Annotated in this window: 20 protein-coding genes; 2 read left to right on the top strand and 18 right to left on the bottom strand. The window is 62.0% G+C overall.

Annotation, left to right across the window (positions count from 1 at the left end):
• Window positions 1–80 precede the first annotated feature (80 nt).
• The 17 genes from Q0799_RS15070 to rfbD form a co-directional block, all read right to left on the bottom strand.
• Window positions 81–851 carry an RNA methyltransferase gene (locus Q0799_RS15070; RefSeq protein ID WP_298399822.1) on the bottom strand — a complete coding sequence of 257 codons (771 nt, stop codon included), beginning with the start codon at window positions 849–851 and terminating at the stop codon, window positions 81–83.
• Window positions 848–1,438 (bottom strand): ribonuclease HII, encoded by a 591-nt coding sequence (gene rnhB, locus Q0799_RS15065; protein WP_298399819.1) that lies wholly within the window; start codon window positions 1,436–1,438, stop codon window positions 848–850. The genes Q0799_RS15070 and rnhB overlap by 4 nt, the downstream gene beginning before the upstream one ends.
• Window positions 1,426–2,574, bottom strand: coding sequence for a lipid-A-disaccharide synthase (gene lpxB, locus Q0799_RS15060; RefSeq protein WP_298399817.1), 1,149 nt, complete (start codon window positions 2,572–2,574; stop codon window positions 1,426–1,428). The genes rnhB and lpxB overlap by 13 nt, the downstream gene beginning before the upstream one ends.
• A 1-nt stretch (window position 2,575) precedes the next feature.
• Entirely contained in the window at window positions 2,576–3,346 is a 771-nt protein-coding gene (gene lpxA / locus Q0799_RS15055; protein ID WP_298399815.1) for an acyl-ACP--UDP-N-acetylglucosamine O-acyltransferase, read from the bottom strand.
• A gap of 1 nt (window position 3,347) precedes the next feature.
• Entirely contained in the window at window positions 3,348–3,782 is a 435-nt protein-coding gene (fabZ, locus tag Q0799_RS15050) for a 3-hydroxyacyl-ACP dehydratase FabZ (protein ID WP_298399813.1), read from the bottom strand.
• 4 nt (window positions 3,783–3,786) lie between these two features.
• Window positions 3,787–4,836 carry a UDP-3-O-(3-hydroxymyristoyl)glucosamine N-acyltransferase gene (gene lpxD / locus Q0799_RS15045; RefSeq protein ID WP_298399811.1) on the bottom strand — a complete coding sequence of 350 codons (1,050 nt, stop codon included), beginning with the start codon at window positions 4,834–4,836 and terminating at the stop codon, window positions 3,787–3,789.
• A complete protein-coding gene (locus tag Q0799_RS15040) occupies window positions 4,836–5,306 on the bottom strand; it encodes an OmpH family outer membrane protein (protein ID WP_298399809.1) in 471 nt (156 codons plus the stop codon). The genes lpxD and Q0799_RS15040 overlap by 1 nt, the downstream gene beginning before the upstream one ends.
• 48 nt (window positions 5,307–5,354) lie before the next feature.
• Window positions 5,355–7,631: an outer membrane protein assembly factor BamA gene (gene bamA, locus Q0799_RS15035; protein WP_298399807.1), complete on the bottom strand. Its 2,277-nt coding sequence runs from the start codon at window positions 7,629–7,631 to the stop codon at window positions 5,355–5,357.
• 2 nt (window positions 7,632–7,633) lie between these two features.
• Window positions 7,634–9,001, bottom strand: coding sequence for an RIP metalloprotease RseP (rseP, locus tag Q0799_RS15030; protein WP_298399805.1), 1,368 nt, complete (start codon window positions 8,999–9,001; stop codon window positions 7,634–7,636).
• Window positions 8,998–10,188: a 1-deoxy-D-xylulose-5-phosphate reductoisomerase gene (gene ispC, locus Q0799_RS15025; protein WP_298399803.1), complete on the bottom strand. Its 1,191-nt coding sequence runs from the start codon at window positions 10,186–10,188 to the stop codon at window positions 8,998–9,000. Before ispC ends, rseP begins: the two co-directional genes overlap by 4 nt.
• Window positions 10,185–11,012, bottom strand: coding sequence for a phosphatidate cytidylyltransferase (locus Q0799_RS15020; protein WP_298399801.1), 828 nt, complete (start codon window positions 11,010–11,012; stop codon window positions 10,185–10,187). The genes ispC and Q0799_RS15020 overlap by 4 nt, the downstream gene beginning before the upstream one ends.
• Window positions 11,005–11,766: a polyprenyl diphosphate synthase gene (gene uppS / locus Q0799_RS15015; RefSeq protein ID WP_298399798.1), complete on the bottom strand. Its 762-nt coding sequence runs from the start codon at window positions 11,764–11,766 to the stop codon at window positions 11,005–11,007. Before uppS ends, Q0799_RS15020 begins: the two co-directional genes overlap by 8 nt.
• A 12-nt stretch (window positions 11,767–11,778) precedes the next feature.
• Window positions 11,779–12,336 (bottom strand): ribosome recycling factor, encoded by a 558-nt coding sequence (gene frr / locus Q0799_RS15010; protein ID WP_028995461.1) that lies wholly within the window; start codon window positions 12,334–12,336, stop codon window positions 11,779–11,781.
• A gap of 11 nt (window positions 12,337–12,347) precedes the next feature.
• Window positions 12,348–13,064 (bottom strand): UMP kinase, encoded by a 717-nt coding sequence (gene pyrH, locus Q0799_RS15005; protein ID WP_298399796.1) that lies wholly within the window; start codon window positions 13,062–13,064, stop codon window positions 12,348–12,350.
• 21 nt (window positions 13,065–13,085) lie between these two features.
• Window positions 13,086–13,985: a translation elongation factor Ts gene (gene tsf, locus Q0799_RS15000; protein ID WP_298399794.1), complete on the bottom strand. Its 900-nt coding sequence runs from the start codon at window positions 13,983–13,985 to the stop codon at window positions 13,086–13,088.
• Between the two features lie 61 nt (window positions 13,986–14,046).
• Complete coding sequence (gene rpsB, locus Q0799_RS14995; RefSeq protein WP_298399792.1) at window positions 14,047–14,790, bottom strand: 30S ribosomal protein S2; 744 nt, start codon at window positions 14,788–14,790, stop codon at window positions 14,047–14,049.
• Window positions 14,791–14,998: 208 nt separating this feature from the next.
• A complete protein-coding gene (gene rfbD / locus Q0799_RS14990) occupies window positions 14,999–15,904 on the bottom strand; it encodes a dTDP-4-dehydrorhamnose reductase (RefSeq protein ID WP_298399790.1) in 906 nt (301 codons plus the stop codon).
• 111 nt (window positions 15,905–16,015) lie between these two features.
• On the opposite strand from rfbD, the gene map reads away from it, so the two are divergent.
• Together map and Q0799_RS14980 are read left to right on the top strand one after the other, a co-directional pair.
• Window positions 16,016–16,816, top strand: a complete 801-nt coding sequence (map, locus tag Q0799_RS14985; RefSeq protein WP_298399788.1) for a type I methionyl aminopeptidase — start codon at window positions 16,016–16,018, stop codon at window positions 16,814–16,816.
• The gene (locus tag Q0799_RS14980) at window positions 16,816–19,374 is read left to right on the top strand and encodes a [protein-PII] uridylyltransferase (RefSeq protein WP_298399786.1); all 2,559 of its coding nucleotides are present in this window, start codon (window positions 16,816–16,818) and stop codon (window positions 19,372–19,374) included. The genes map and Q0799_RS14980 overlap by 1 nt, the downstream gene beginning before the upstream one ends.
• 9 nt (window positions 19,375–19,383) lie before the next feature.
• Here Q0799_RS14980 and Q0799_RS14975 read toward each other — a convergent pair whose 3' ends face one another.
• Complete coding sequence (locus Q0799_RS14975; RefSeq protein ID WP_298399784.1) at window positions 19,384–20,154, bottom strand: S-methyl-5'-thioinosine phosphorylase; 771 nt, start codon at window positions 20,152–20,154, stop codon at window positions 19,384–19,386.
• Window position 20,155: the final 1 nt, after the last annotated feature.

The following is a 20,155-nucleotide window of genomic DNA, read 5'->3' as shown; positions in this document are numbered from 1 at the left end:
GCCGAAGGCCGTCAGACTCAAAACCCACAATTTTTCCGCCCCCCGTCAGCCCAGGGACAAACAATATTCCAGTGATTCCCTCAGGACTGCCGGCGGCGGACCGTCTCGAACAGGCAGACGGCTGCCGCTGCACCGACATTGAGCGATTCGACCGCACCCGGCATCGGGATGCGCACGCGCAAGCCGGCGGCGGCGATCAGTTCCGGCCGGACCCCCTGCCCTTCGGCACCGAAGACCCAGGCCAGCGGTCCTTGCCAGTGCGCGGAAAACAGCGGTGTCGAGCCATCCAGGCAGGTGACTGCCGTCGTCCCGCGATAAGCGGCCATGAACACCGCCAGGTCGGCTTCCTCGTGAATGTCGAGGATGAAATGCGCGCCCTGCCCGGCCCGCAGCACCTTTGGTGACCAGGCCGAAGCACAACCTGGGGCCAGCAGCACCTGCCGGACGCCGGCAGCTGCGGCAGTGCGCAACAGGCTGCCGAGATTGCCCGGATCCTGAACGCCGTCGAGCAGGACGGCATCCGCGTCCAGATCGACCGCGCCAGACGCACGGGGCAAATCGACAACGGCGAGCAGGCCGCTGGGCGTATCGACGATGCCCAGTTCACGCATCAGGCCATCGGTCAGCACGATACAGTCGCGCTCGCCGACATAGGCTGCGATCTCGCCACCGACGAGTGCCGACTCGGCGACCACCAGTTGTCCGACTGGCGTCCGGTGCGTTTCCCAGGCTTCGACCAGATGCAGGCCGTCGAGCAGCGTCTGCCCGGCCTTGCGCCGCTCGCGACCGGACTCGGCCAGGCGCTTCAATTGCTTGAAGAAGGCGTTGTCGCGGGACTGGATCAGTTTCACAGCAGCGACAATTGCCGGGCGACCGGACCGAAGCTCTTGCGATGCACGGGCGAAGCGCCATGGGTTTCGAGTGCGGCAAAATGCGCGGCGGTCGGGTAGCCCATGTGCCGGTCGAAGCCGTATTGCGGATAGGTCCGGTGCAATTCCAGCATGCCGCTGTCACGCACGGTCTTGGCCAGGATCGAAGCGGCAGCAATCGAGGCGATCTTGCCGTCGCCCTTGACCACGGCTTCGGCCGGAATGGCCAGTTTCGGACAGCGGTTGCCATCGACCATTGCCCGCTCGGGGCTGACCTGCAGGCCGGCGACGGCGCGGGTCATGGCGAGCATGGTGGCGTGCAGGATGTTCAGCGTATCGATTTCCTCGACACTGGCTTCAGCCACACACCAGGCCAGCGCCTTTTCCCGGATGTCGACGGCCAGGGCAGCACGCTTCTTTTCCGAGAGCTTCTTGGAGTCGTTGAGGCCGTCGATCGGCCGACTCGGGTCAAGGATCACTGCCGCTGCGACGACCGGGCCGGCCAGCGGCCCCCGCCCGGCCTCGTCGACGCCGCAGACCAGGCCCTCGGGGACGATCAGCGCAGGCATTCGATCACCGCCCTGGCGGCCTTTTCGGCAGTATTCTGGCGCAACTGCAGATGCAGGTCGGTGAACGCCGCTTCGATCGCCGCTGCGTTTTCCTTGTCCTCGTACAGTTTGACCAGCGCCTCGGCGAGATTCTCCGGCGTCGCCTCGTCCTGCAGGATTTCCGGCACCACGAAACGGCCGCAGAGGACGTTGGGCAGGCCCACGTAAGGCAGGTAGGCCATACGCTTCATCAACCAGTACGAGAATTTGGCGATTTTGTAGGTGATCACCATCGGCCGCTTGACCAACGCGGCCTCCAGCGTCGCCGTACCGCTGGCGATCAACGCCACGTCGGCCGCCCCGACGGCATCCTGGGCATGGCCGAAAAGCAGTCGGAACGGGATGTCGGCCGCGTGCTGCCGATAGATCGCGGCCTCGAACTGCAGGCGCGTCTCGCGCGTGGCCAGGGGCACGACAAACACTGCCTCAGGTTGGTAACGCTCGCGGATCAACTTGGCGGTCTGGACGAACAAATCGCCCATGGTTTCAAGTTCGCCGCGGCGACTGCCCGGCAACAGCGCGAAGGTCGGATAATCGCGCGGCAAGGCCAGCTTTTCACGCACTTCCTGACGGCTGGTCTTGAGCGGGATGATGTCAGCCAGCGGATGTCCGACATAGCTGACCGGAATACCGGCCTTCTGATACAGCGGCGGTTCCATCGGAAACAGGGCCAGCACGCGCTTGACGGCCCGCCCGATCTTCTTGATCCGCCCGCCGCGCCAGGCCCAGATCGACGGGCTGACATAATGCACGGTCGGCACGCCGGCCAGCTTCAGCGCGGTCTCGAGGCCGAGGTTGAAATCCGGGGCATCGATACCGATGAAGATGTCCGGGCGCAGGTCAAGCAGGCGCTTCTTCAACTGGCGACGAATGCCGGAAATTTCCCGGTAATGCTTGAGCGCATCCCAGTAGCCCATGACCGACAGTTTGCCCATCGGCCACCAGCAATCCATGCCCTGCGCCTGCATGCGCGGCCCGCCGATGCCGTAGAAAACGGCACCGGGAAGCTGCTGCTTCAGGGCGGCGATCAGATGACCGCCCAGCAGGTCGCCGGAGGCTTCGCCCGCCACCAGGGCTATACGAACGGCAGCCGTCATGTCAGCGAATGATGCCCCGCTTGGAAACCGCCAGGAAATCGACGAAGCGCTGGATGTCCGGCTGGGTCTTGGCTTCTTCGGTCAGCTTGGCACGAGCTTCCTCAAGCAGTAGACCGGACTTGTAGATGGTCCGGTAAGCCCGCTTGAGCGCGGTGATGCCATCCGGCGTGAACCCGCGCCGCTTCAGGCCCTCGACATTGATGCCATAGGGTTGGGCGGTATTGCCGGCAGCCATCAGGTAAGGCGGTACATCCTGCAGAATCACGGTGCTGACCGCGGTCATCACATGAGCGCCAATCCGGCAGAACTGATGAACCCCGGTGAAACCACCGAGGATGGCCCAGTCGTCAACGACCACATGGCCGGCCAGCGAAGCATTGTTGGCGAAAGTGCACTTGTTGCCGACCTGGCAGTCATGGGCGATATGCACATAGGCCATGATCCAGTTGTCGTCGCCGATGCGGGTCACACCGGCGTCCTGGACGGTGCCGAGGTTGAAGGTACAGAATTCGCGGATGGTGTTGCGGTCACCGATTTCCAGTCGGGTCGGCTCGCCGGCGTATTTCTTGTCCTGCGGCTCTTCACCGAGCGAACAGAACTGGAAGATGCGGTTGTCGCGGCCGATCCGGGTATGCCCGGTAATCACCACGTGCGGGCCGATGACGGTGTTGTCACCGATCTCGACATTTGGCCCGATGATCGAATAGGCACCAATTTCGACATTGGTCCCCAGCTTGGCGCCGGGATCAACGATGGCGGTCGGATGAATCATCTTACAGGTCCCGCTTGGCGCACATCAGCTTGGCCGAGGCGGCCAGCTGACCATCGACCTTGGCTTCGGCCGAGTACTTCCAGATGCCGCGCATCTGACGCTCGATGGTGACGTGCAGGTCAAGACGATCACCCGGCATGACCGGGCGCTTGAAGCGGGCTTCGTCGATGCCGGCGAAATAGAACACGGTGTCCGGCGACGGCTTTTCTTCCATGGTCTTGAATGACAGGATGCCGGCCGCCTGGGCCAGGGCTTCCATGATCAGCACGCCGGGCATCACCGGGTGATGGGGAAAGTGACCGATGAAGAAGGGTTCGTTGATGGTGACGTTCTTGTAGGCGTGAATGCGCTCACCCGGAATCACCTCGACGACACGGTCGACCAGCAGAAAGGGGTAGCGATGCGGCAGGTGCTCAAGAATCTCATGAATATCCATTTAATCAGTCCCTTATTTCAATTTCTTTAAGTTTTTTCTCAAGTTCTGAAACACGATCTGCCAACTTCCCCAGGCGACGGATATGCGCAGCATTGTGCACCCAGTCGTCATGGCTATCGAGCGGGAAGACCCCGGTAAACCGCTGCCCCGGTTCAGCGATGCTCTTCATCACCAGCGAACCGGCGGAAATGGTCGTTCCCTCGGCCAGTGAAAGGTGTCCAGTGACCATGCCGGCCCCGCCAACCACGCAATGCTCGCCCATGGTCACACTGCCGGCGACACCGACACAACCGGCGAGCACACTGTTCGGCCCGATCCGGCAATTGTGGGCAATTTGAACCAGATTATCGATCTTGCAGCCATCGCCGATCAGCGTATCTTCCAGCGCCCCCCGGTCGATGGTGGTGTTGGCACCGATTTCGACGTCGTGACCGATGCGCACGACACCGATCTGGGGAATCTTGACCCAGGATTTGCCCTCCGGGGCAAATCCGAAACCATCGGCACCGATCACGGCACCGGAATGAACGATCACGCGCTCGCCAAGTTCGCAGCCATGATAGACGGTGACGTTCGGGTAAAGCATGCTGCCGGCACCGATGCGCACGCCATCGCCGATCACGCAACCGGCATGGATGACGACATTGTCGCCGAGCTCGACGTCGCGGCCAATGCAGACCTGCGGACCGATGGAAACGCTCTCCGGCACGACGGAATCGACAACAGCGCTCGGATGGACACCGCAGAACCCGGCCTGCGCCGGATTCAACAGACTGGCGACCCGTGCGTAATAGGCATAAGGATTGGCGGTAACGATGCACGCACCGGCGTATCCCGCCGCATCGGCTGGCGACAGCAGCACCGCAGCCGCCCGGGTCGTCTGCAACTGGCCGCGGTACTTGCGATTGGCGAGAAAGGCGATCTCGCCCTCGCCCGCCGCTGCCAACGTCGATACCTGGAAAATGCGAATATCGCCGTCCCCAAGCACATCGCCGCCCAGCTGGGCGGCGATCTCGGCAAGCGTGAAGGAAATGACCTTCGCGGATTGCTGCATCACTTACCGTCGGACAGCGCCTTGATGACGCGCTCGGTGATGTCCAGGCGCGGACTGACCCAGACCACGTCCTGCAGAATCAGGTCGAACTTGTCCGATTCCGCGATCTGCTTGATGGCACGGTTGGCCTTCTCGATCACCGCCGCATTTTCCTCGTTCTGGCGCAGGTTCAGGTCTTCTCGGAACTCACGCTGACGGCGCTGGAATTCACGCGACAGGTCGCCAAATTCCTTTTCCTTGGCACGACGCTCCGACTCGGCCATCGTCACAGCATTTTTCTCGAGCGCTTCCTGCAAGCCCTGCAATTGCTTGGCCATACGCTGAAGCTCCTGATCGCGACGGGAAAACTCGGTTTCCAGCTTTTTCGCGGCACGCTGTGCCGCCGGTGCATCGCGGAAAATACGCTGCGTATCGACATAACCAACCTTCAGTTCGGCCGCGCTGACCGCCGTCAGACTCATAGCGGACATCAAGGAGGCGAGAAGGAGAGTTTTTGCTTTCAACATGAGACTCCTGAATTAAAAAGTAGTACCTAATTGGAACTGGAAAGTTTCGGACTCATCGGTGCTCTTCTTATTCAAGGGGGAACCGAGGCTGAACTTCAACGGCCCGACCGGTGAAATCCACGAGGCTGTCAAGCCGGCAGAATAGCGCAATTCACCAAGGTCGAGCTTGTCGCTGGAGGCGTATACCTGTCCCGCATCGAAGAACAGGCCGATACGTGCAGACTTCTCAAATCCTGGCAGGCTCCACAGGAGCTCGGCATTACCGACAATTTTCCTGTTGCCACCCAGGCGATCATCGCCCTCAAGCGTTCCAGACGTACCGAGCGTACTGGATTTATACCCTCGCACGGAACTCACCCCACCAGCATAGTAGTTCTTGAAAAACGGCAGTTTTTTTCCACCAAGACCGTTCGCCACACCGACATCGCCGTTGAGCATCAACGTTATTTGTTGCGAGAGCGGAATATAGTGCTGCAACTGATAATGCGCGCGATAGTAGGTGAGGTCTCCACCGGGCAAACCGACCTCGATGCCGGCTCGTTGGTACGTCCCGGCCGTTGGGAAGAAGAAACTGTTCTTACTGTCACTGACCCAGGTCAACGATAGTGGAATAGAAAAATTGGTCTTGCCGAACTCCCTGACGTAGCGCTTGTAATAGTTCGGACTATCGTCAAAAACGTCGATTGTTGTTGTGTCCGCCGCGATTCCGAAGGAGAAGGACTGAAATTCGTTGATCGGAAAACCGAAACGAACACCGCCACCAGTTGACTTGGATTTGTAGTAGGCAATATCGGTAGTACTCGTATCCGTTGTCCGATGATAGATATCGAAGCCCTGGCTAACTCCATCGGGCGTGAAATAGGGGTTAGTGTAAGAGAATGCGTAGGTGCGGTTTGATTTCGAGGAATTAACCTGTATCGCAACATTGTTGCCACTACCCAGAAAATTGTTCTGAGCAATAGAGCCTGACAGAATGATCTTGTCGGTACTCGACGTACCCACACCCAGCATCAGGTTACCGGTTGCCTTTTCCGTGACATTCACGTTGACATCCACTTGGTCGGACGTCCCCGGAACAGGCGGTGTTTCGACCGCCACGTCAGAGAAGAAGCCGAGCCGATCGACACGCTCCTTGGATGCCTGAACCTTGGCAGCGTCGTACCAGCCGCTTTCCATCTGGCGAATCTCGCGCCGCACCACTTCATCTCGGGTCTTGGTATTCCCCGACACATTGACGCGACGAACATAGACCCGCTTGCCCGGATCGACAAAAATCGTGAAATCGACCAAACGCTTTTCGCGGTTGATTTCCGGTGCCGCATTGACATTGGCGAAGGCGTAGCCTTCGGTGCCCAGGCGGTCGCTGATCGCCTTGGTGGATTCGTTCAGCTTTTCCCGCGAAAACACATCACCGGCCCGCACCTGAATCAGTTTGCGGAACTCCGCTTCCGGCAGCGTGAGATCACCGGCCAGCTTGACGGAAGCGACCCGATAGCGATCCCCCTCGGTCACGTTCAGCGTGATGAACACATCCTGCTTGTCCGGCGAGATCGATACCTGCGTGGAATCGACGTTGAACTCCAGATAGCCACGATCCAGGTAGAAAGACTTCAGCTTTTCCAGATCAGCCGAAAGCTTTTGTCGCGAATACTGATCGTTCTTCGAATACCAGGTCAGCCATCCCGGCGTGGTCAACTCGAACAGGCTGAGCAAATCCTTTTCCTTGAACGCCTTGGCACCGACGATGTTGATCTGGCGGATCTTGGCGGCATCGCCTTCGACGATGTTGAAGTTGATGCCGACACGATTGCGTTCAAGCGGCGTTACCGTCGTTGTAATCTGCGCGGCATACTTGCCACGCGAAAGATACTGACGCTTGAGTTCCTGCTCGGCCTTGTCGAGCAGCGAGCGGTCGAAGATGCGGCCGGTGGCGATGCCCACTTCGCGCAGCGCCTTGACGATGGCGTCCTTCTCGAATTCCTTCATGCCGACGAAATTCAACGACGAAATGGCCGGGCGCTCCTGCAGCACGACCACCATGACATCCTTTTCGACCTCGATGCGCACATCGCGGAAGAAACCGGTGGCGAAAAGGGCCTTGATGGCCTGCGCAGCCTTGTCGTCGCTCAGAGTATCGCCAACCTTGACCGGCAGATAGCTGAATACGGTACCTGCCTCGGTACGCTGGATGCCCTCAACCCGGATGTCCTTGACGACGAACGGTTCGAAAGCCATGGCGGGCAAGGCAAAAAGTCCGGCAATCAGGGCTGACAACAGGTTTTTTTTCATCGTTAGCCGCCAAAGAGGCGAGTCAAGTCATTAAAAAATGCGAAAGCCATCAAGGAGAACAAAATGGCCAGACCCAACTGCTGTCCAATGGCCATTGCCCGCTCGGAGAGGGGCTTCCGCCTGACGACTTCGATCATATGATACATCAAATGCCCACCGTCCAGCACCGGGATGGGAAGCAGGTTCAGGACCCCCAGGCTGATGCTGACCAGGGCCATGAATTTGACATAATAATCGAGACCGAGCTTCGCCGACTGCCCGGCGTAATCAGCGATGGTCACCGGCCCCGAAAGATTTTTCCAGGAAACCTCACCGATCAGCATCTTGCCCAGCATGCGCAGGCTGAACAGCGACTGCTCGCCGGTTTCGACCACGGCCTTGAGCGCCGCCTCGGCAAAGCCATAACTGACAAAGGTACGCAGTTCGCGCCGGGTTTCCGCCGACTCGGCCACACCGATGCCGATGCGCCCGATGCGCTGCCCGCCATCGGCAACCATTTCCGGAGTTACCTCAAGCGCAAAAACCCTGCCCTGGCGTTCGACTTGCAGAACCAGTCGCTGCCCGGCCGCCTCGCGGACGATCATCACCAGTTCGTGCCAGTTGCCGATGGGCTGCTCATTGATCTGCAAGACCCGGTCGCCGGCCAGCAAACCAGCCTGCGCCGCCGCGCCGCCGCGGCTGACCGAGCCGATGACCGCCGGAATATCCGGGCGATAGAGGCGCAAGCCGAGACGGGACAGCGGATCGCCTTCCCAGCCCTCCTCACCGACCGCGGCTAGGTAGAGATGGCGAACGGCAATCTCGCCGCGCTCGTTGATCACTTCCAGTTCGACGCGCTCGCTGCCGGCGGCCTTCTGCAGGATCTGCCAGCGCAGGTCGTTCCAGGTTGCCACCGGTTGACCGTCGATGCGCCGGACTTCCTCGCCGTTTTCGATCCGGGCCATGGCGGCAGGCGTATCGGCAGGCGGCTGACCGAGCACGGGCAGCAATTCCTGACTGCCGTGCATGAAAATACCCCAGTACAACAGGATGGCGAGCAGGAAATTGGCCAGCGGGCCGGCGGCAACGATGAAGCTGCGCTTGCCCACGGTCTGCCGGTTGAAGGCACGATGCTGTTCCTCGGGCGCCACCGCCTCCTCGCGCTCGTCGAGCATGCGCACATAACCGCCCAGCGGGAAGGCACTGACCACCCACTCGGTCCCATCGCGGCCGAAACGACGCTGCCACAGGACCTTGCCGAAACCGACGGAAAAACGCAGGACCTTGACGCCACACCAGCGTGCCGCGAGGTAATGCCCAAGTTCATGAAAGACGATCAGAACCCCGAGCACCAAAGCGAACGCCGCGAGATAGAACGGCAGGTCGCTCATCCCAGGCGCCCCTCGGCAATCATGGTGGCGGCGATCCGGCGTGCCTGGGTGTCGGCACCGAGCACGTCGTCCAGGCTGCCTTCCGGTCCGGCCGGTAGCGCCGTCAGCACGGCTTCGTTGAGCCGGGCGATGTCGAGGAAAGACAATTTTCCGTCGAGGAAAGCCGCCACCGCGACTTCGTTGGCCGCATTGAGGATGGCCGGCGCCGTACCGCCTTCGCGCAGGACATCGTAGGCCAGCTGCAGACAGCGGAAACGCTCGAAGTCGGGGGCAAAGAAATCCAGCCGGGCGATGCGGAACAGGTCGAGCGGCTCAACCCCGGCAGCAATCCGCTCCGGCCAGGCCATGGCGTAAGCGATCGGCGTACGCATGTCCGGCTTGCCCAACTGGGCGAGCACCGAACCATCGACATACTGGACCGCCGAATGGATCACGCTCTGCGGATGCACGACCACCTGGATCATGTCCGGCGCGGCGTCGAACAACCAGCGTGCTTCGATGACCTCCAGGCCCTTGTTCATCATGGTCGCCGAATCGACCGAAATTTTGCGCCCCATCACCCAGCTCGGGTGAGCGCAGGCCTGTTCGGGCGTCACCTGCCCGAGTTCGGACAGGGGGGTATTGCGGAACGGACCGCCGGAGGCGGTCAGCAGGATTTTCTCGACCCCGCAGGCATTCAGGCCGCGCGAGAAGTCGCCGGGCAAGGCCTGGAAAATCGCGTTGTGTTCGCTATCGACCGGCAGCAGGGTCGCGCCATGGCTGCGCACCGCGTGCATGAACAGTTCGCCGGCCATGACCAGCACTTCCTTGTTCGCCAGCATCACCCGCTTGCCGGCCTGCGCGGCGGCCAGCGTCGGCGCCAGACCGGCAGCGCCGACGATAGCCGCCATCACGGCATCGACTTCGGGCAGCGACGAGAGCTCGATCTGCGCCGCCACACCATGACGGACTTCGGTCGGCAGTCCGGCGGCCCGGCAACGCCCGGCCAGTTCGTCGGCCAATGCGGCATCGCGCAGCACGGCGAACGCCGGACGGAACTCGAGACATTGCTCGAACAGCTTGTCGACCTGGGTATGCGCGCACAGCGCGAAGGCCCGGTAACGATCGGGATGACGACGGATGACATCGAGCGTGCTGACGCCGATGGAGCCGGTCGATCCGAGCACGGTAATGTTCTGCTGCATCATCCGCGGTAGAAGAAGAGTAGCCAGGCCAGCGCCGCCACCGGCAAGGTGGAAGTGAGGCTGTCGATGCGGTCGAGCACGCCGCCGTGACCGGGGAGCACATTGCTGCTGTCCTTGATCCCGGCCTTGCGCTTGAGCATCGATTCGAACAGGTCGCCGATGATGCTGACCGCAGTCACCAACAGCAAGGCGGCAACCCACAGAGGCAGGGAAACCCCGGCCATGAAGAAATGACCGATGACGAGCCCATAGACGAGCACGCCGAGGATCGCCCCGTAGGCCCCCTCCCAGGTCTTGCCCGGGCTGATGCCGGGCGCCAGCTTGCGCTTGCCGAAGCGGCGACCGGCGAAATAGGCAGCGATGTCGGCCATCCAGACGACGGCAAAGACCGCCAGCAGGACAGCGGGACCGACCGCACGCAACTGCACCATGGCCAGCCAGGTCGGTAGCAGCACGACCGCCCCGACCAGCAGACCGGAAGCACCATGCAGAGCCCATTTGCCGCGCAGCCAGAAGGGAATGAGCAGCAGCCAGAAGAGCGCCGACAGACCATAGAACAGGAACACCCAGGTCTGCGCCGGAGCAAAGCCGTCGGCACCTATAGCCGCCGGTTCGCTCCAGGCAAGCAAGGCACAAAGCGCGGCGGTGACGACGCCAAGCAGGACTCGCTGGTGATGTTTCCAGCCGAGCAAGGCGCCCCACTCCCAGGCACCGACGCCGATGAAGGCGGCGATCAGCCAGGCCCAGGCCATTTGCGGCAACCAGAACAGGCTGGGCAGCAGGACGGCCATCAGGGCCAGCGCCGTGATGACGCGGGTTTTAAGCATCGCTGCCGCCCGTCAGCTGCTCGCTGGTCCGGCCAAAGCGCCGTTCGCGCTGCTGGTAGGAGGTGATCGCCTTGCCGAATTCGGCCGCGTCGAAATCCGGCCACAAGGTCGGCGTGAAATAGAACTCGGTATAGGCCAGTTGCCAGAGCAGGAAATTGCTGATCCGCTCCTCGCCGCCGGTACGGATGAAGAGATCGGGCTCCGGCGCGAAATGCATCGACAGGTACGGTTCGATATCCGCCTCGGTCCATTGGCCGGCCTGGTCCGGATGCGCCAGCGCCATCCGGTTCACCGCCTGCATGATGTCCCAGCGCCCGCCGTAGTTGGCGGCGATGGTCAGATCAAGGCTGGTATTGCCGGCGGTGGTTTCCTCGGCCTGACGGATCAGGGCCTGCAGGCGCGGCTCGAAACGTGACAAGTCGCCGATCACGCGCAGCCGTACGCCATTGCGATGGAGTTTTTCGACTTCCTGCTCCAGCGCCTTGACGAAAAGCTGCATCAGCAGCGTGACTTCTTCCTGCGGGCGCCGCCAGTTCTCCGACGAGAAAGCGAACAGGGTCAGGTAGCGGACACCGCGTTCAAGGCAGGCGCGAACCATTTCCCGCACCAGTTCGACACCTTTGACGTGCCCGGCGACGCGCGGCAGAAAACGTTTCTTCGCCCAGCGGCCGTTACCGTCCATGATGACGGCAACGTGCGCGGGAACGGCAGCAACCTGCGGAAGATCCCGCGTCGAACTGGAGAACAGGGCCATGCAGCCGCTACGTCAGATCTGCATCAGCTCGGCCTCTTTGGCGGCGAGCATCTTGTCGACTTCGGCAATGTATTTGTCGGTGAGCTTCTGAACGTCATCCTGGGCGCGACGCTCGTCGTCCTCGGGAATTTCGCCCTTCTTCAGCGCATCCTTGAGGTGGGTGTTGGCGTCGCGACGCAGGTTGCGGATCGCGACCTTGGCGCCCTCGCCTTCGTTCTTGACGACCTTGATCATTTCCTTGCGCCGCTCTTCGGTCAGCGCCGGCATCGGCACGCGGATCAGGTCACCCTGCGAGGCCGGGTTGAGGCCGAGGTCGGAATCGCGGATCGCTTTCTCGACCTTCTGCACCATGTTCTTTTCCCACGGCTGGACACCCAGCGTACGGGCATCGACCAGGGTGATGTTGGCAACCTGGTTCACCGGCACCGGCGAACCGTAGTAATCGACCATCACATGGTCAAGCAGGCCGGTGTGGGCACGGCCGGTACGGATCTTCAGCAGGTCGTTCTTGAGTGCCTCGAGCGACTTCTGCATCTTCGCTTCGGCGGTTTTCTTGAGTTCGGCAATCATCTGTCTCTCCCTCAGCAGTAGACCAGCGTGCCCTCACCCTCACCGCAGACCACGCGCTTGAGCGCGCCGGCCTTGAAGATGGAGAACACGTTGATCGGCAGTTTCTGGTCGCGGCACAGTGCGAACGCGGTCGCATCCATCACCGCGAGGTTTTGCGAGATCGCATCGTTGAAGCTGATCTTGTCGTAGCGCGTGGCCGAGGCGTCCTTTTTCGGGTCGGCAGTATAGATGCCGTCGACCTTGGTCGCCTTGAGCACGATTTCCGCGCCGATTTCCGACCCGCGCAAGGCTGCGGCGGTATCGGTCGTGAAGAAGGGGTTGCCGGTACCGGCACCGAAAATCACAACCTTGCCTTCTTCGAGATAGCGGATGGCCTTGCCCCGGATATAGGGCTCGACCACCTGCTCGATATTCAGGGCCGACTGCACGCGGGCATTCAGGCCGGCTTGACGCATTGCGTCGGACAGCGCCATGGCATTCATCACCGTGGCCAGCATGCCCATGTAATCCGCGGTGGCGCGATCCATCCCGGTGGCCGTGCCGGCCATTCCGCGGAAGATGTTGCCACCGCCGATCACGACGCCGATTTCCACCCCAAGATCCGCAACCGCCTTGATCTCGGCGCAGACTTCCGCGATCACCTGCGGATTGATGCCATAGGCGTCATTGCCCATCAGGGCTTCGCCCGAGAGTTTCAGCAGGATGCGTTTGTACTTGGGTGTGGTCATCGGCGATTCCTTTACGGAAGATTACTTCTTGGCAGCAGCGGCAGCAGCCTGGGCAGCAACTTCGGCAGCGAAGTCGTCAACCTTCTTCTCGATGCCTTCGCCGACCATGAACAGCGTGAAGCTGGCCACCGAAGCGCCCTTCTGCTTCAGCAGTTGTTCGATGGTCTGCTTGCCGTCTTCGGCCTTGACGAAGACCTGGCCGAGCAGGGTCACGTCCTTCAGGTACTTCTGGACGGTACCTTCGGCGATCTTTTCCAGCATCGCTTCCGGCTTGCCGGCTTCGCGGGCCTTTTCGATGGCAACGCGACGCTCGGTGTCGAGCAGTTCGGCGGAAACGCCGGAGGCATCCAGCGACTTCGGCTTGGAAGCGGCGATGTGCATGGCCAGATCCTTGCCCAGTTGCTCGTCGCCGCCGACCAGATCAACCAGCACGCCAACCTTGGCGCCACCGTGGATGTAGGAAACCAGCTTGCCCTTGGCTTCGCAACGGACGAAGCGGCGGATGCTCATGTTTTCACCGATCTTGCCGACCAGCGCGGTGCGGGTCGATTCGACGGTGCCTTCGCCCATCGGCAGGGCCGACAGGGCGGCCACGTCGGCCGGGTTCTTTTCGGTGACCAGCGCGGCACAGCCATTGGCCAGCGCGATGAAGTCGTCGTTCTTGGCAACGAAGTCGGTTTCCGAATTGACTTCGATGATGGCACCGGTCTTGCCGTCAGCGGAGATGCTGACTGCCACGATGCCCTCTGCTGCGATGCGGGCAGCGGCCTTGGAAGCCTTGTTGCCCAGCTTGACGCGGAGGATTTCCTCGGCCTTGGCCATGTCGCCGTCGGCTTCGGTCAGCGCCTTCTTGCATTCCATCATCGGTGCGTCGGTCTTGCCGCGCAGCTCTGCAACCATACCTGCGGTAATTGCCGCCATACTTGTTTCTCCTGAGCTTATGAGACAGGCGGAGCCTGAGGCCCCGCCGTTACAGCCTGATTTATTCAGCCGCTTCCTGGACTTCGACGAACTCGTCGTCACCGCCGGCAACGATTTCCTGGACAGCCATGCTGCGGCCTTCGAGGATGGCGTCGGCGACGCCGCGGGCGTACAGCTGGATGGCGCGGGAAGAATCGTCGTTACCCGGGATGATGTAATCCACACCTTCCGGCGAGTGGTTGGTATCGACCACGCCGATGACCGGGATGCCGAGCTTTTCGGCTTCGGTGATGGCGATCTTGTGGTAACCGACGTCGATGACGAAGATGGCGTCCGGCAGGCCGGCCATGTCCTTGATGCCGCCGATGGACTTCTGCAGCTTTTCGAGTTCGCGACGGAAGGTCAGGGCTTCCTTCTTGGACATCTTTTCCAGGTCACCGGCTTCAACGGCCAGTTCCATGTCCTTGAGGCGCTTGATCGAGGTCTTGACCGTCTTGAAGTTGGTCAGCATGCCGCCCAGCCAGCGCTGGTCAACACACGGGGCACCGGCGCGCGCCGCTTCTTCGGCAACGATTTCGCGAGCCTGGCGCTTGGTGCCGACGAACAGGATGTTGCCGCGGTTGGCCGACAGCTTCTTCACGAAAGCCATGGCTTCGTTGTACTTGGCCAGGGTCTTTTCGAGGTTGACGATATGAATCTTGTTGCGGGCACCGAAAATGTACGGGGCCATCTTGGGGGACCAGAAACGGGTCTGGTGGCCGAAGTGGACACCGGCTTCCAGCATTTCACGCATGGTTACGGACATTGCAAAACTCCTTTAAGGGTTGAACCGCCACCCGCCGGCAACGCCCGTCATTATTAGGTTTTGACGGACACCCTTAATCGGCGGATGTGAGGGATAGACGACGCGCACCGTGCGCCCCGCCATTTTTTCGGCCAGACTCGGCCGGAAAAACTGGACGATTATAGCAACAAATTCGCCCCGCATGAAGGCCTGGCGCACCAGACCGGCTTCACCGGGCAGATCGCGCCAGACAGCAGCTCAGCATGCGCTCGAGATACGGCTGCCAATCCGGCATGTGCAGGCCGAGTTCCGCTTCCAGCAAGGAACAATCGAGCCGCGAATTGGCCGGACGCCGGGCCGGGGTCGGGTAATCGACAGTGCCGATGGCGCGGATCGCCGCAGCATCGACGCGCAATTCCTCGCCCATGGCCCGCGCCGTCTCGACGATCCGGCAGGCAAAGGCGTGCCAGCTGACGGGATTGGCCGCCGCCAGGTGATACAGGCGATTTTCCCCGGCCGCCATCTGGCGCCCGAAATCGAGACGCATCAGCGCCGCCGCCGTGACGTCGGCAATCAGCGCCGCGGGCGTCGGCGAACCAACCTGATCGGCAACCACCCCCAGCGAATCGCGCTCGCGCGCCAGACGCAAGATGGTTTTCACGAAATTCCCGCCATGCTCGCCGAACACCCAGCTGGTACGAAAAATCAGCGATTTGCCGGCAAGCGCGCCAATCGCTTCCTCGCCGGCCAGCTTGCTTTGTCCATAAACCCCTTGCGGCGCCGTGGCGTCGCTTTCGGCGTAAGCCCCCTGCTTGCCGCCATCGAACACGTAATCGGTCGAGTAATGCACCAGCAGCGCACCGCACTTCAGTGCCGCTTCGGCAAGAACGCCCGGCGCCCGGGCATTGACCGCATACGCCGTATCGGCGTCCGACTCCGCCTTATCCACCGCGGTATAGGCCGACGCATTGACGATCACCGACGGCTGCACCTCGGCAACCAGCGAACGGATCCGGTCCGCATCGGTCATCTCGCATTGCCCGCGACCACAGGCCACCAACTCGCCCAGCGGCGCCAAAGCGCGCTGCAATTGCCAACCCACCTGACCATCCTTGCCCAACAACAATATCGACATCGCCTGCTCCATACAAAAACCCCGCGCAGTATGCCATTTCCGGCGCCATCGGCTTTGCGAAACGGGGGGCATCATTTATCCTTGCCTCCTCCCAACGCACCAAGAACCGCCATGAGCATTACCATCAAGACGCCCGAAGAAATCGAAAAAATGCGCGTCGCCGGCCGCCTCGCCGCCGAGGTCCTCGACTATATCGAACCCTTCGTCAAACCCGGTGTCACCACCGAAGAACTCGACAAGCTCTGTCACGACTACATGGTCAACGTCCAGGGCTGCATCCCGGCACCGCTCAACTACGCCCCGTCGGGCTACGACCCCTACCCCAAGTCGATCTGCACCTCGATCAACCAGCAGGTCTGCCACGGCGTGCCCAGCGACCGCGCGCTGAAGAACGGCGACATCGTCAATCTCGACATCACCACGATCAAGGACGGCTATCACGGCGACACCAGCCGCATGTTCATCGTCGGCGAAGGGTCGATCCAGGCCAGACGCCTGTGCGAAATCACCTTCGAGTGCCTGTGGCTGGGGATTTCGGTGGTGCGCCCGGGCGCCCGCCTCGGCGACATCGGCGCCATCATCCAGAAGCATGCGGAAAAGAACGGCTACTCGGTCGTCCGCGAATTCTGCGGCCACGGCATCGGCGCCAAGTTCCACGAAGATCCGCAGGTCGTCCATTACGGCAAGGCCGGCACCGGCGTCGAACTGGTTCCGGGCATGACCTTCACCATCGAACCGATGATCAATGCCGGCAAGGCCGCCATCCGCGAAATGCCGGACGGCTGGACCATCGTCACCAAGGATCGCAGCCTGTCGGCGCAATGGGAGCACACCCTGCTGGTCACCGACACCGGCTACGAAGTCCTGACGCTTTCCGCCGGCGCACGCGCGAAACCCGACTGGATTGCCTGATGGACATCGACGTCGCCGCCCTGCGCAACGAACTCAAGGCCCGCCAGGCTGCCCTGCTGGCGCGCTACCAGCAAGACAACGACGCCGAGGGCCTGCTCCGCCAGCGCTGCGCCGACGTCGATGAAATCCTCTGCCAGCTGTGGGCCGGCTTTTCCTTCCCGGCCTCGATCGCTCTCGCTGCCGTTGGCGGTTACGGCCGCGGCGAACTCTATCCGGCCTCCGACATCGATCTGCTGATCCTGCTGCCGCAAGCCGCCAGTGCCAGCACGGAAGCCAAACTGGAGCGCCTGGTCGGCTGTTTCTGGGACATCGGCCTGGAAATCGGCCACAGCGTGCGCACCATCCCGGAATGCCTGAACGAAGCCGCCAACGACATCACCGTCCAGAGTGCCTTGCTCGAAGCGCGACTGCTGACCGGTAGCGAAAAGCTGTTCGCCACTTTCCGCCGCCGCCTGTTCGGCAACCTCGACCCGCTGCATTTTTTCGAAGCCAAGCGGCTCGAGCAACAGGATCGCTACCTGCGCTTCAATGAAACGCCATACAGCCTGGAACCGAACATCAAGGAATCGCCCGGTGGCCTGCGCGATCTGCAGGTGATCTTCTGGATCGCCAAGGCGGCTGGCTACGGTGCATCCTGGGATGAACTCGGTGCCGACGGCATCATGTCGCAGGAAGGCGTTGCCTTCGGCAAGCAGTTCGAGGACTTCCTGCGCCACCTGCGCATCCGCCTGCATTTCCTGGCCGGCCGGCGCGAGGATCGGCTGCTGTTCGACTATCAGGAACGCCTGGCCAATCGCTACGGTTTCGTCGACAACGAAACCAAGCGCGCCTCCGAACAGCTGATGCAGTCCTATTACCGGAATGCCAAGGGTCTGACGCTACTCAACACCATCGTCCTACAGAACATGGGTGCCGCGCTGGCCCCCGAGAACCTGCAACGTCCGCAGCCCTTCGACGAGCACTTCCAGATCGTCGGCAACCTGCTCGACGTCTGCGACGAACGCCTGTTCGAACGCCAGCCGGGGCTGATTTTCGACGCCTTCCTGATCATGCAGGAAAACCCGGAACTGCAGGGCATGACCGCACCGACCCTGCGTGCCATCTGGGTCGCCCGCGACCGCATCGACGACGCCTTCCGCGCCGATCCGGCCAACCGCGCCATGTTCCTCAAGCTGATCCAGAGCGAACGCGGCGTGGTCCACGAATTCCGGCGCATGAACCAGCTCGACATCCTCGGCGCCTACCTGCCGAACTTCGGGCGCATCGTCGGCCAGATGCAGCACGACCTGTTCCACGTCTATACCGTCGATCAGCACATCCTGCAGGTTTTGCGCAACCTGCGCCGGTTCACGATGAGCGAGTTCGCCCACGAGTACCCGCAGTGCTCGCGCATCATCAACGAATTCGAACGCCCCTGGCTGCTCTACATCGCCGCCCTCTTCCACGACATCGCCAAGGGCCGTGGCGGCGACCATTCGATCAAGGGCACCGTCGATGCCCGGGAATTCTGCGAGAACCACGGGCTGTCGAAGGACGATACCGAACTCGTCGTCTGGCTGGTCCGCCAGCATCTGGTCATGGCGCAGATCGCCCAGAAGGAAGACCTCAGCGACCCCGAGGTGATCGGCAACTTTGCCGGACTGGTCGGCGACGTCCGCCATCTTCAGGCACTCTACCTGCTCACCCACGCCGACATCCGCGGCACCAGCCCCAAGGTCTGGAACCAGTGGAAAGGCAAGCTGCTCGCCGATCTTTACCAACAGACGCTGCACTTCCTGGCACAGGAAGAAGCCCCGGTCGCCCACGGCATCATCGCCGAACGCCAGGCCGAGGCGATGCGCCTGCTGCGCTTCTTCGCGCTCTCCGACACCGTTCACGAACGCCTGTGGAAGCAGCTCGACACCGTCTATTTCCTGCGCCATTCGGCCGAGGAAATTGCCTGGCATACGCGCTCGCTGCACTACCGCATCTACAACAACCAGCCGGTGGTCCGCGCCCGTCTGTGGCAGGAAGGCGTCGGCCTCCAGGTGATGGTGTACACCCAGGACCAGCCCGACCTGTTCGCCCGCCTGGTCGGCTTCTTCGCCCGCGCCGGCTACAGCATCGTCGATGCCAAGATCCACACCACCGCCCACGGCTACGCACTGGACAGCTTCATTCTGCTCGACGTGGAAAAGCGCGACCACAACCGGGAAATGCTCGCCTACATCGAGCACGAGCTCGAAGACCGCCTGCTCCGCCAGCTGCCGCCGGAAGTCCCGTCAGCCGGTCGCCTGTCGCGCCAGGTCAAGCACTTCCCGATCAAGCCCGAGGTCAGCATCCGCGGCGACGAAAAGGGGACGCACTTCGTGCTCAACCTGACCGCCGCCGACCGTCCCGGCCTGCTCTACACCATCGCCAAGACGCTGGCCGAACACGGTGCCGAACTGCACACCGCCAAGATCGCCACCCTCGGCGAACGCGCCGAAGACGTTTTCCTGATCAGCGGCGGCGACCTGCGCGACACCAACCAGCGCATCCGCCTGGAAACCGAGCTGATCGAGCGGATGAAGGTCTGAGGCCGCGCCTCAGACCGACATGCCCATCGGCGGACAGGCCGCCTCGCAACCGACCACGCGCTCGATGATGCTACGCACGCGGCCCATGGCCTCCTGCAGCACCTGCTCCAGGCTTTCGAAACGGATGCCGTTGCTGCTGCTGCCGCGCCCGGCCCCATGATTGGCAACCACGCTGATGGCCGCATACGGCAGGCCGAGCTCGCGCGCCAGCACAGCCTCCGGCATGCCGGTCATGCCGACGATGTCGGCCCCGTCGCGCTCCAGGCGATTGATTTCCGCCGCCGTTTCCAGGCGCGGCCCCTGGGTTGCCGCGTACACCGCGCCCTGCTTGATCTCGATACCCAGTGCCGCAGCAGCTTCGACGATGCGTTGCGACAGCGGCGCATCGTAGGGATCGGTGAAATCGACATGGGTCACCGGCGAACCGACGCCGTCGAAGAAAGTCGACTTGCGGCCCCAGGTGTAATCGATGATCTGGTCGGGGACAACGATATCGCCCGGGTGCAGGTCGGCGCGGATGCTGCCGACCGAGGCCACCGAGATGATGCCGCTCACCTGATGGTGATGCAGGGCCCACAGGTTGGCGCGGTAATTGACCATATGCGGCGGAATGCTGTGGCCGTAGCCGTGCCGCGGCAGGAAGACTGCCGGGCGGCCGCAGATCTGGCCGAAGACCAGGGCGCCGGAAGGTTCGCCAAAGGGCGTGCGCACCACTTCGCGATGGGAAACGTCGAGATTGGACAGGGTCGTCAGACCGCTGCCGCCGATGATAGCCAGCATG

This window comes from uncultured Azonexus sp. (genome assembly GCF_937982035.1).
In the GTDB taxonomy this organism is placed as follows: Bacteria; Pseudomonadota; Gammaproteobacteria; order Burkholderiales; family Rhodocyclaceae; genus Azonexus.
The sequence above is the reverse complement of the archived record's forward strand: the minus strand, read 5'-3'. Positions and strand labels throughout refer to the sequence as shown.

Coding starts and splice junctions, on each gene's coding strand:
- Q0799_RS15040 (WP_298399809.1), bottom strand. CDS start 5,306: ATGTCCGCTATGAGTCTGACGGCGGTCAGCGCGGCCGAACTGAAGGTT.
- pyrH (WP_298399796.1), bottom strand. CDS start 13,064: ATGACCACACCCAAGTACAAACGCATCCTGCTGAAACTCTCGGGCGAA.
- Q0799_RS15020 (WP_298399801.1), bottom strand. CDS start 11,012: ATGCTTAAAACCCGCGTCATCACGGCGCTGGCCCTGATGGCCGTCCTG.
- Q0799_RS14975 (WP_298399784.1), bottom strand. CDS start 20,154: ATGCTGGCTATCATCGGCGGCAGCGGTCTGACGACCCTGTCCAATCTC.
- lpxB (WP_298399817.1), bottom strand. CDS start 2,574: ATGACGGCTGCCGTTCGTATAGCCCTGGTGGCGGGCGAAGCCTCCGGC.
- bamA (WP_298399807.1), bottom strand. CDS start 7,631: ATGAAAAAAAACCTGTTGTCAGCCCTGATTGCCGGACTTTTTGCCTTG.
- uppS (WP_298399798.1), bottom strand. CDS start 11,766: ATGGCCCTGTTCTCCAGTTCGACGCGGGATCTTCCGCAGGTTGCTGCC.
- frr (WP_028995461.1), bottom strand. CDS start 12,336: ATGATTGCCGAACTCAAGAAAACCGCCGAAGCGAAGATGCAGAAGTCG.
- ispC (WP_298399803.1), bottom strand. CDS start 10,188: ATGATGCAGCAGAACATTACCGTGCTCGGATCGACCGGCTCCATCGGC.
- tsf (WP_298399794.1), bottom strand. CDS start 13,985: ATGGCGGCAATTACCGCAGGTATGGTTGCAGAGCTGCGCGGCAAGACC.
- fabZ (WP_298399813.1), bottom strand. CDS start 3,782: ATGGATATTCATGAGATTCTTGAGCACCTGCCGCATCGCTACCCCTTT.
- rnhB (WP_298399819.1), bottom strand. CDS start 1,438: ATGCCTGCGCTGATCGTCCCCGAGGGCCTGGTCTGCGGCGTCGACGAG.
- Q0799_RS14980 (WP_298399786.1), top strand. CDS start 16,816: ATGGACATCGACGTCGCCGCCCTGCGCAACGAACTCAAGGCCCGCCAG.
- rpsB (WP_298399792.1), bottom strand. CDS start 14,790: ATGTCCGTAACCATGCGTGAAATGCTGGAAGCCGGTGTCCACTTCGGC.
- lpxA (WP_298399815.1), bottom strand. CDS start 3,346: ATGATTCATCCGACCGCCATCGTTGATCCCGGCGCCAAGCTGGGGACC.
- map (WP_298399788.1), top strand. CDS start 16,016: ATGAGCATTACCATCAAGACGCCCGAAGAAATCGAAAAAATGCGCGTC.
- rseP (WP_298399805.1), bottom strand. CDS start 9,001: ATGAGCGACCTGCCGTTCTATCTCGCGGCGTTCGCTTTGGTGCTCGGG.
- lpxD (WP_298399811.1), bottom strand. CDS start 4,836: ATGCAGCAATCCGCGAAGGTCATTTCCTTCACGCTTGCCGAGATCGCC.
- rfbD (WP_298399790.1), bottom strand. CDS start 15,904: ATGTCGATATTGTTGTTGGGCAAGGATGGTCAGGTGGGTTGGCAATTG.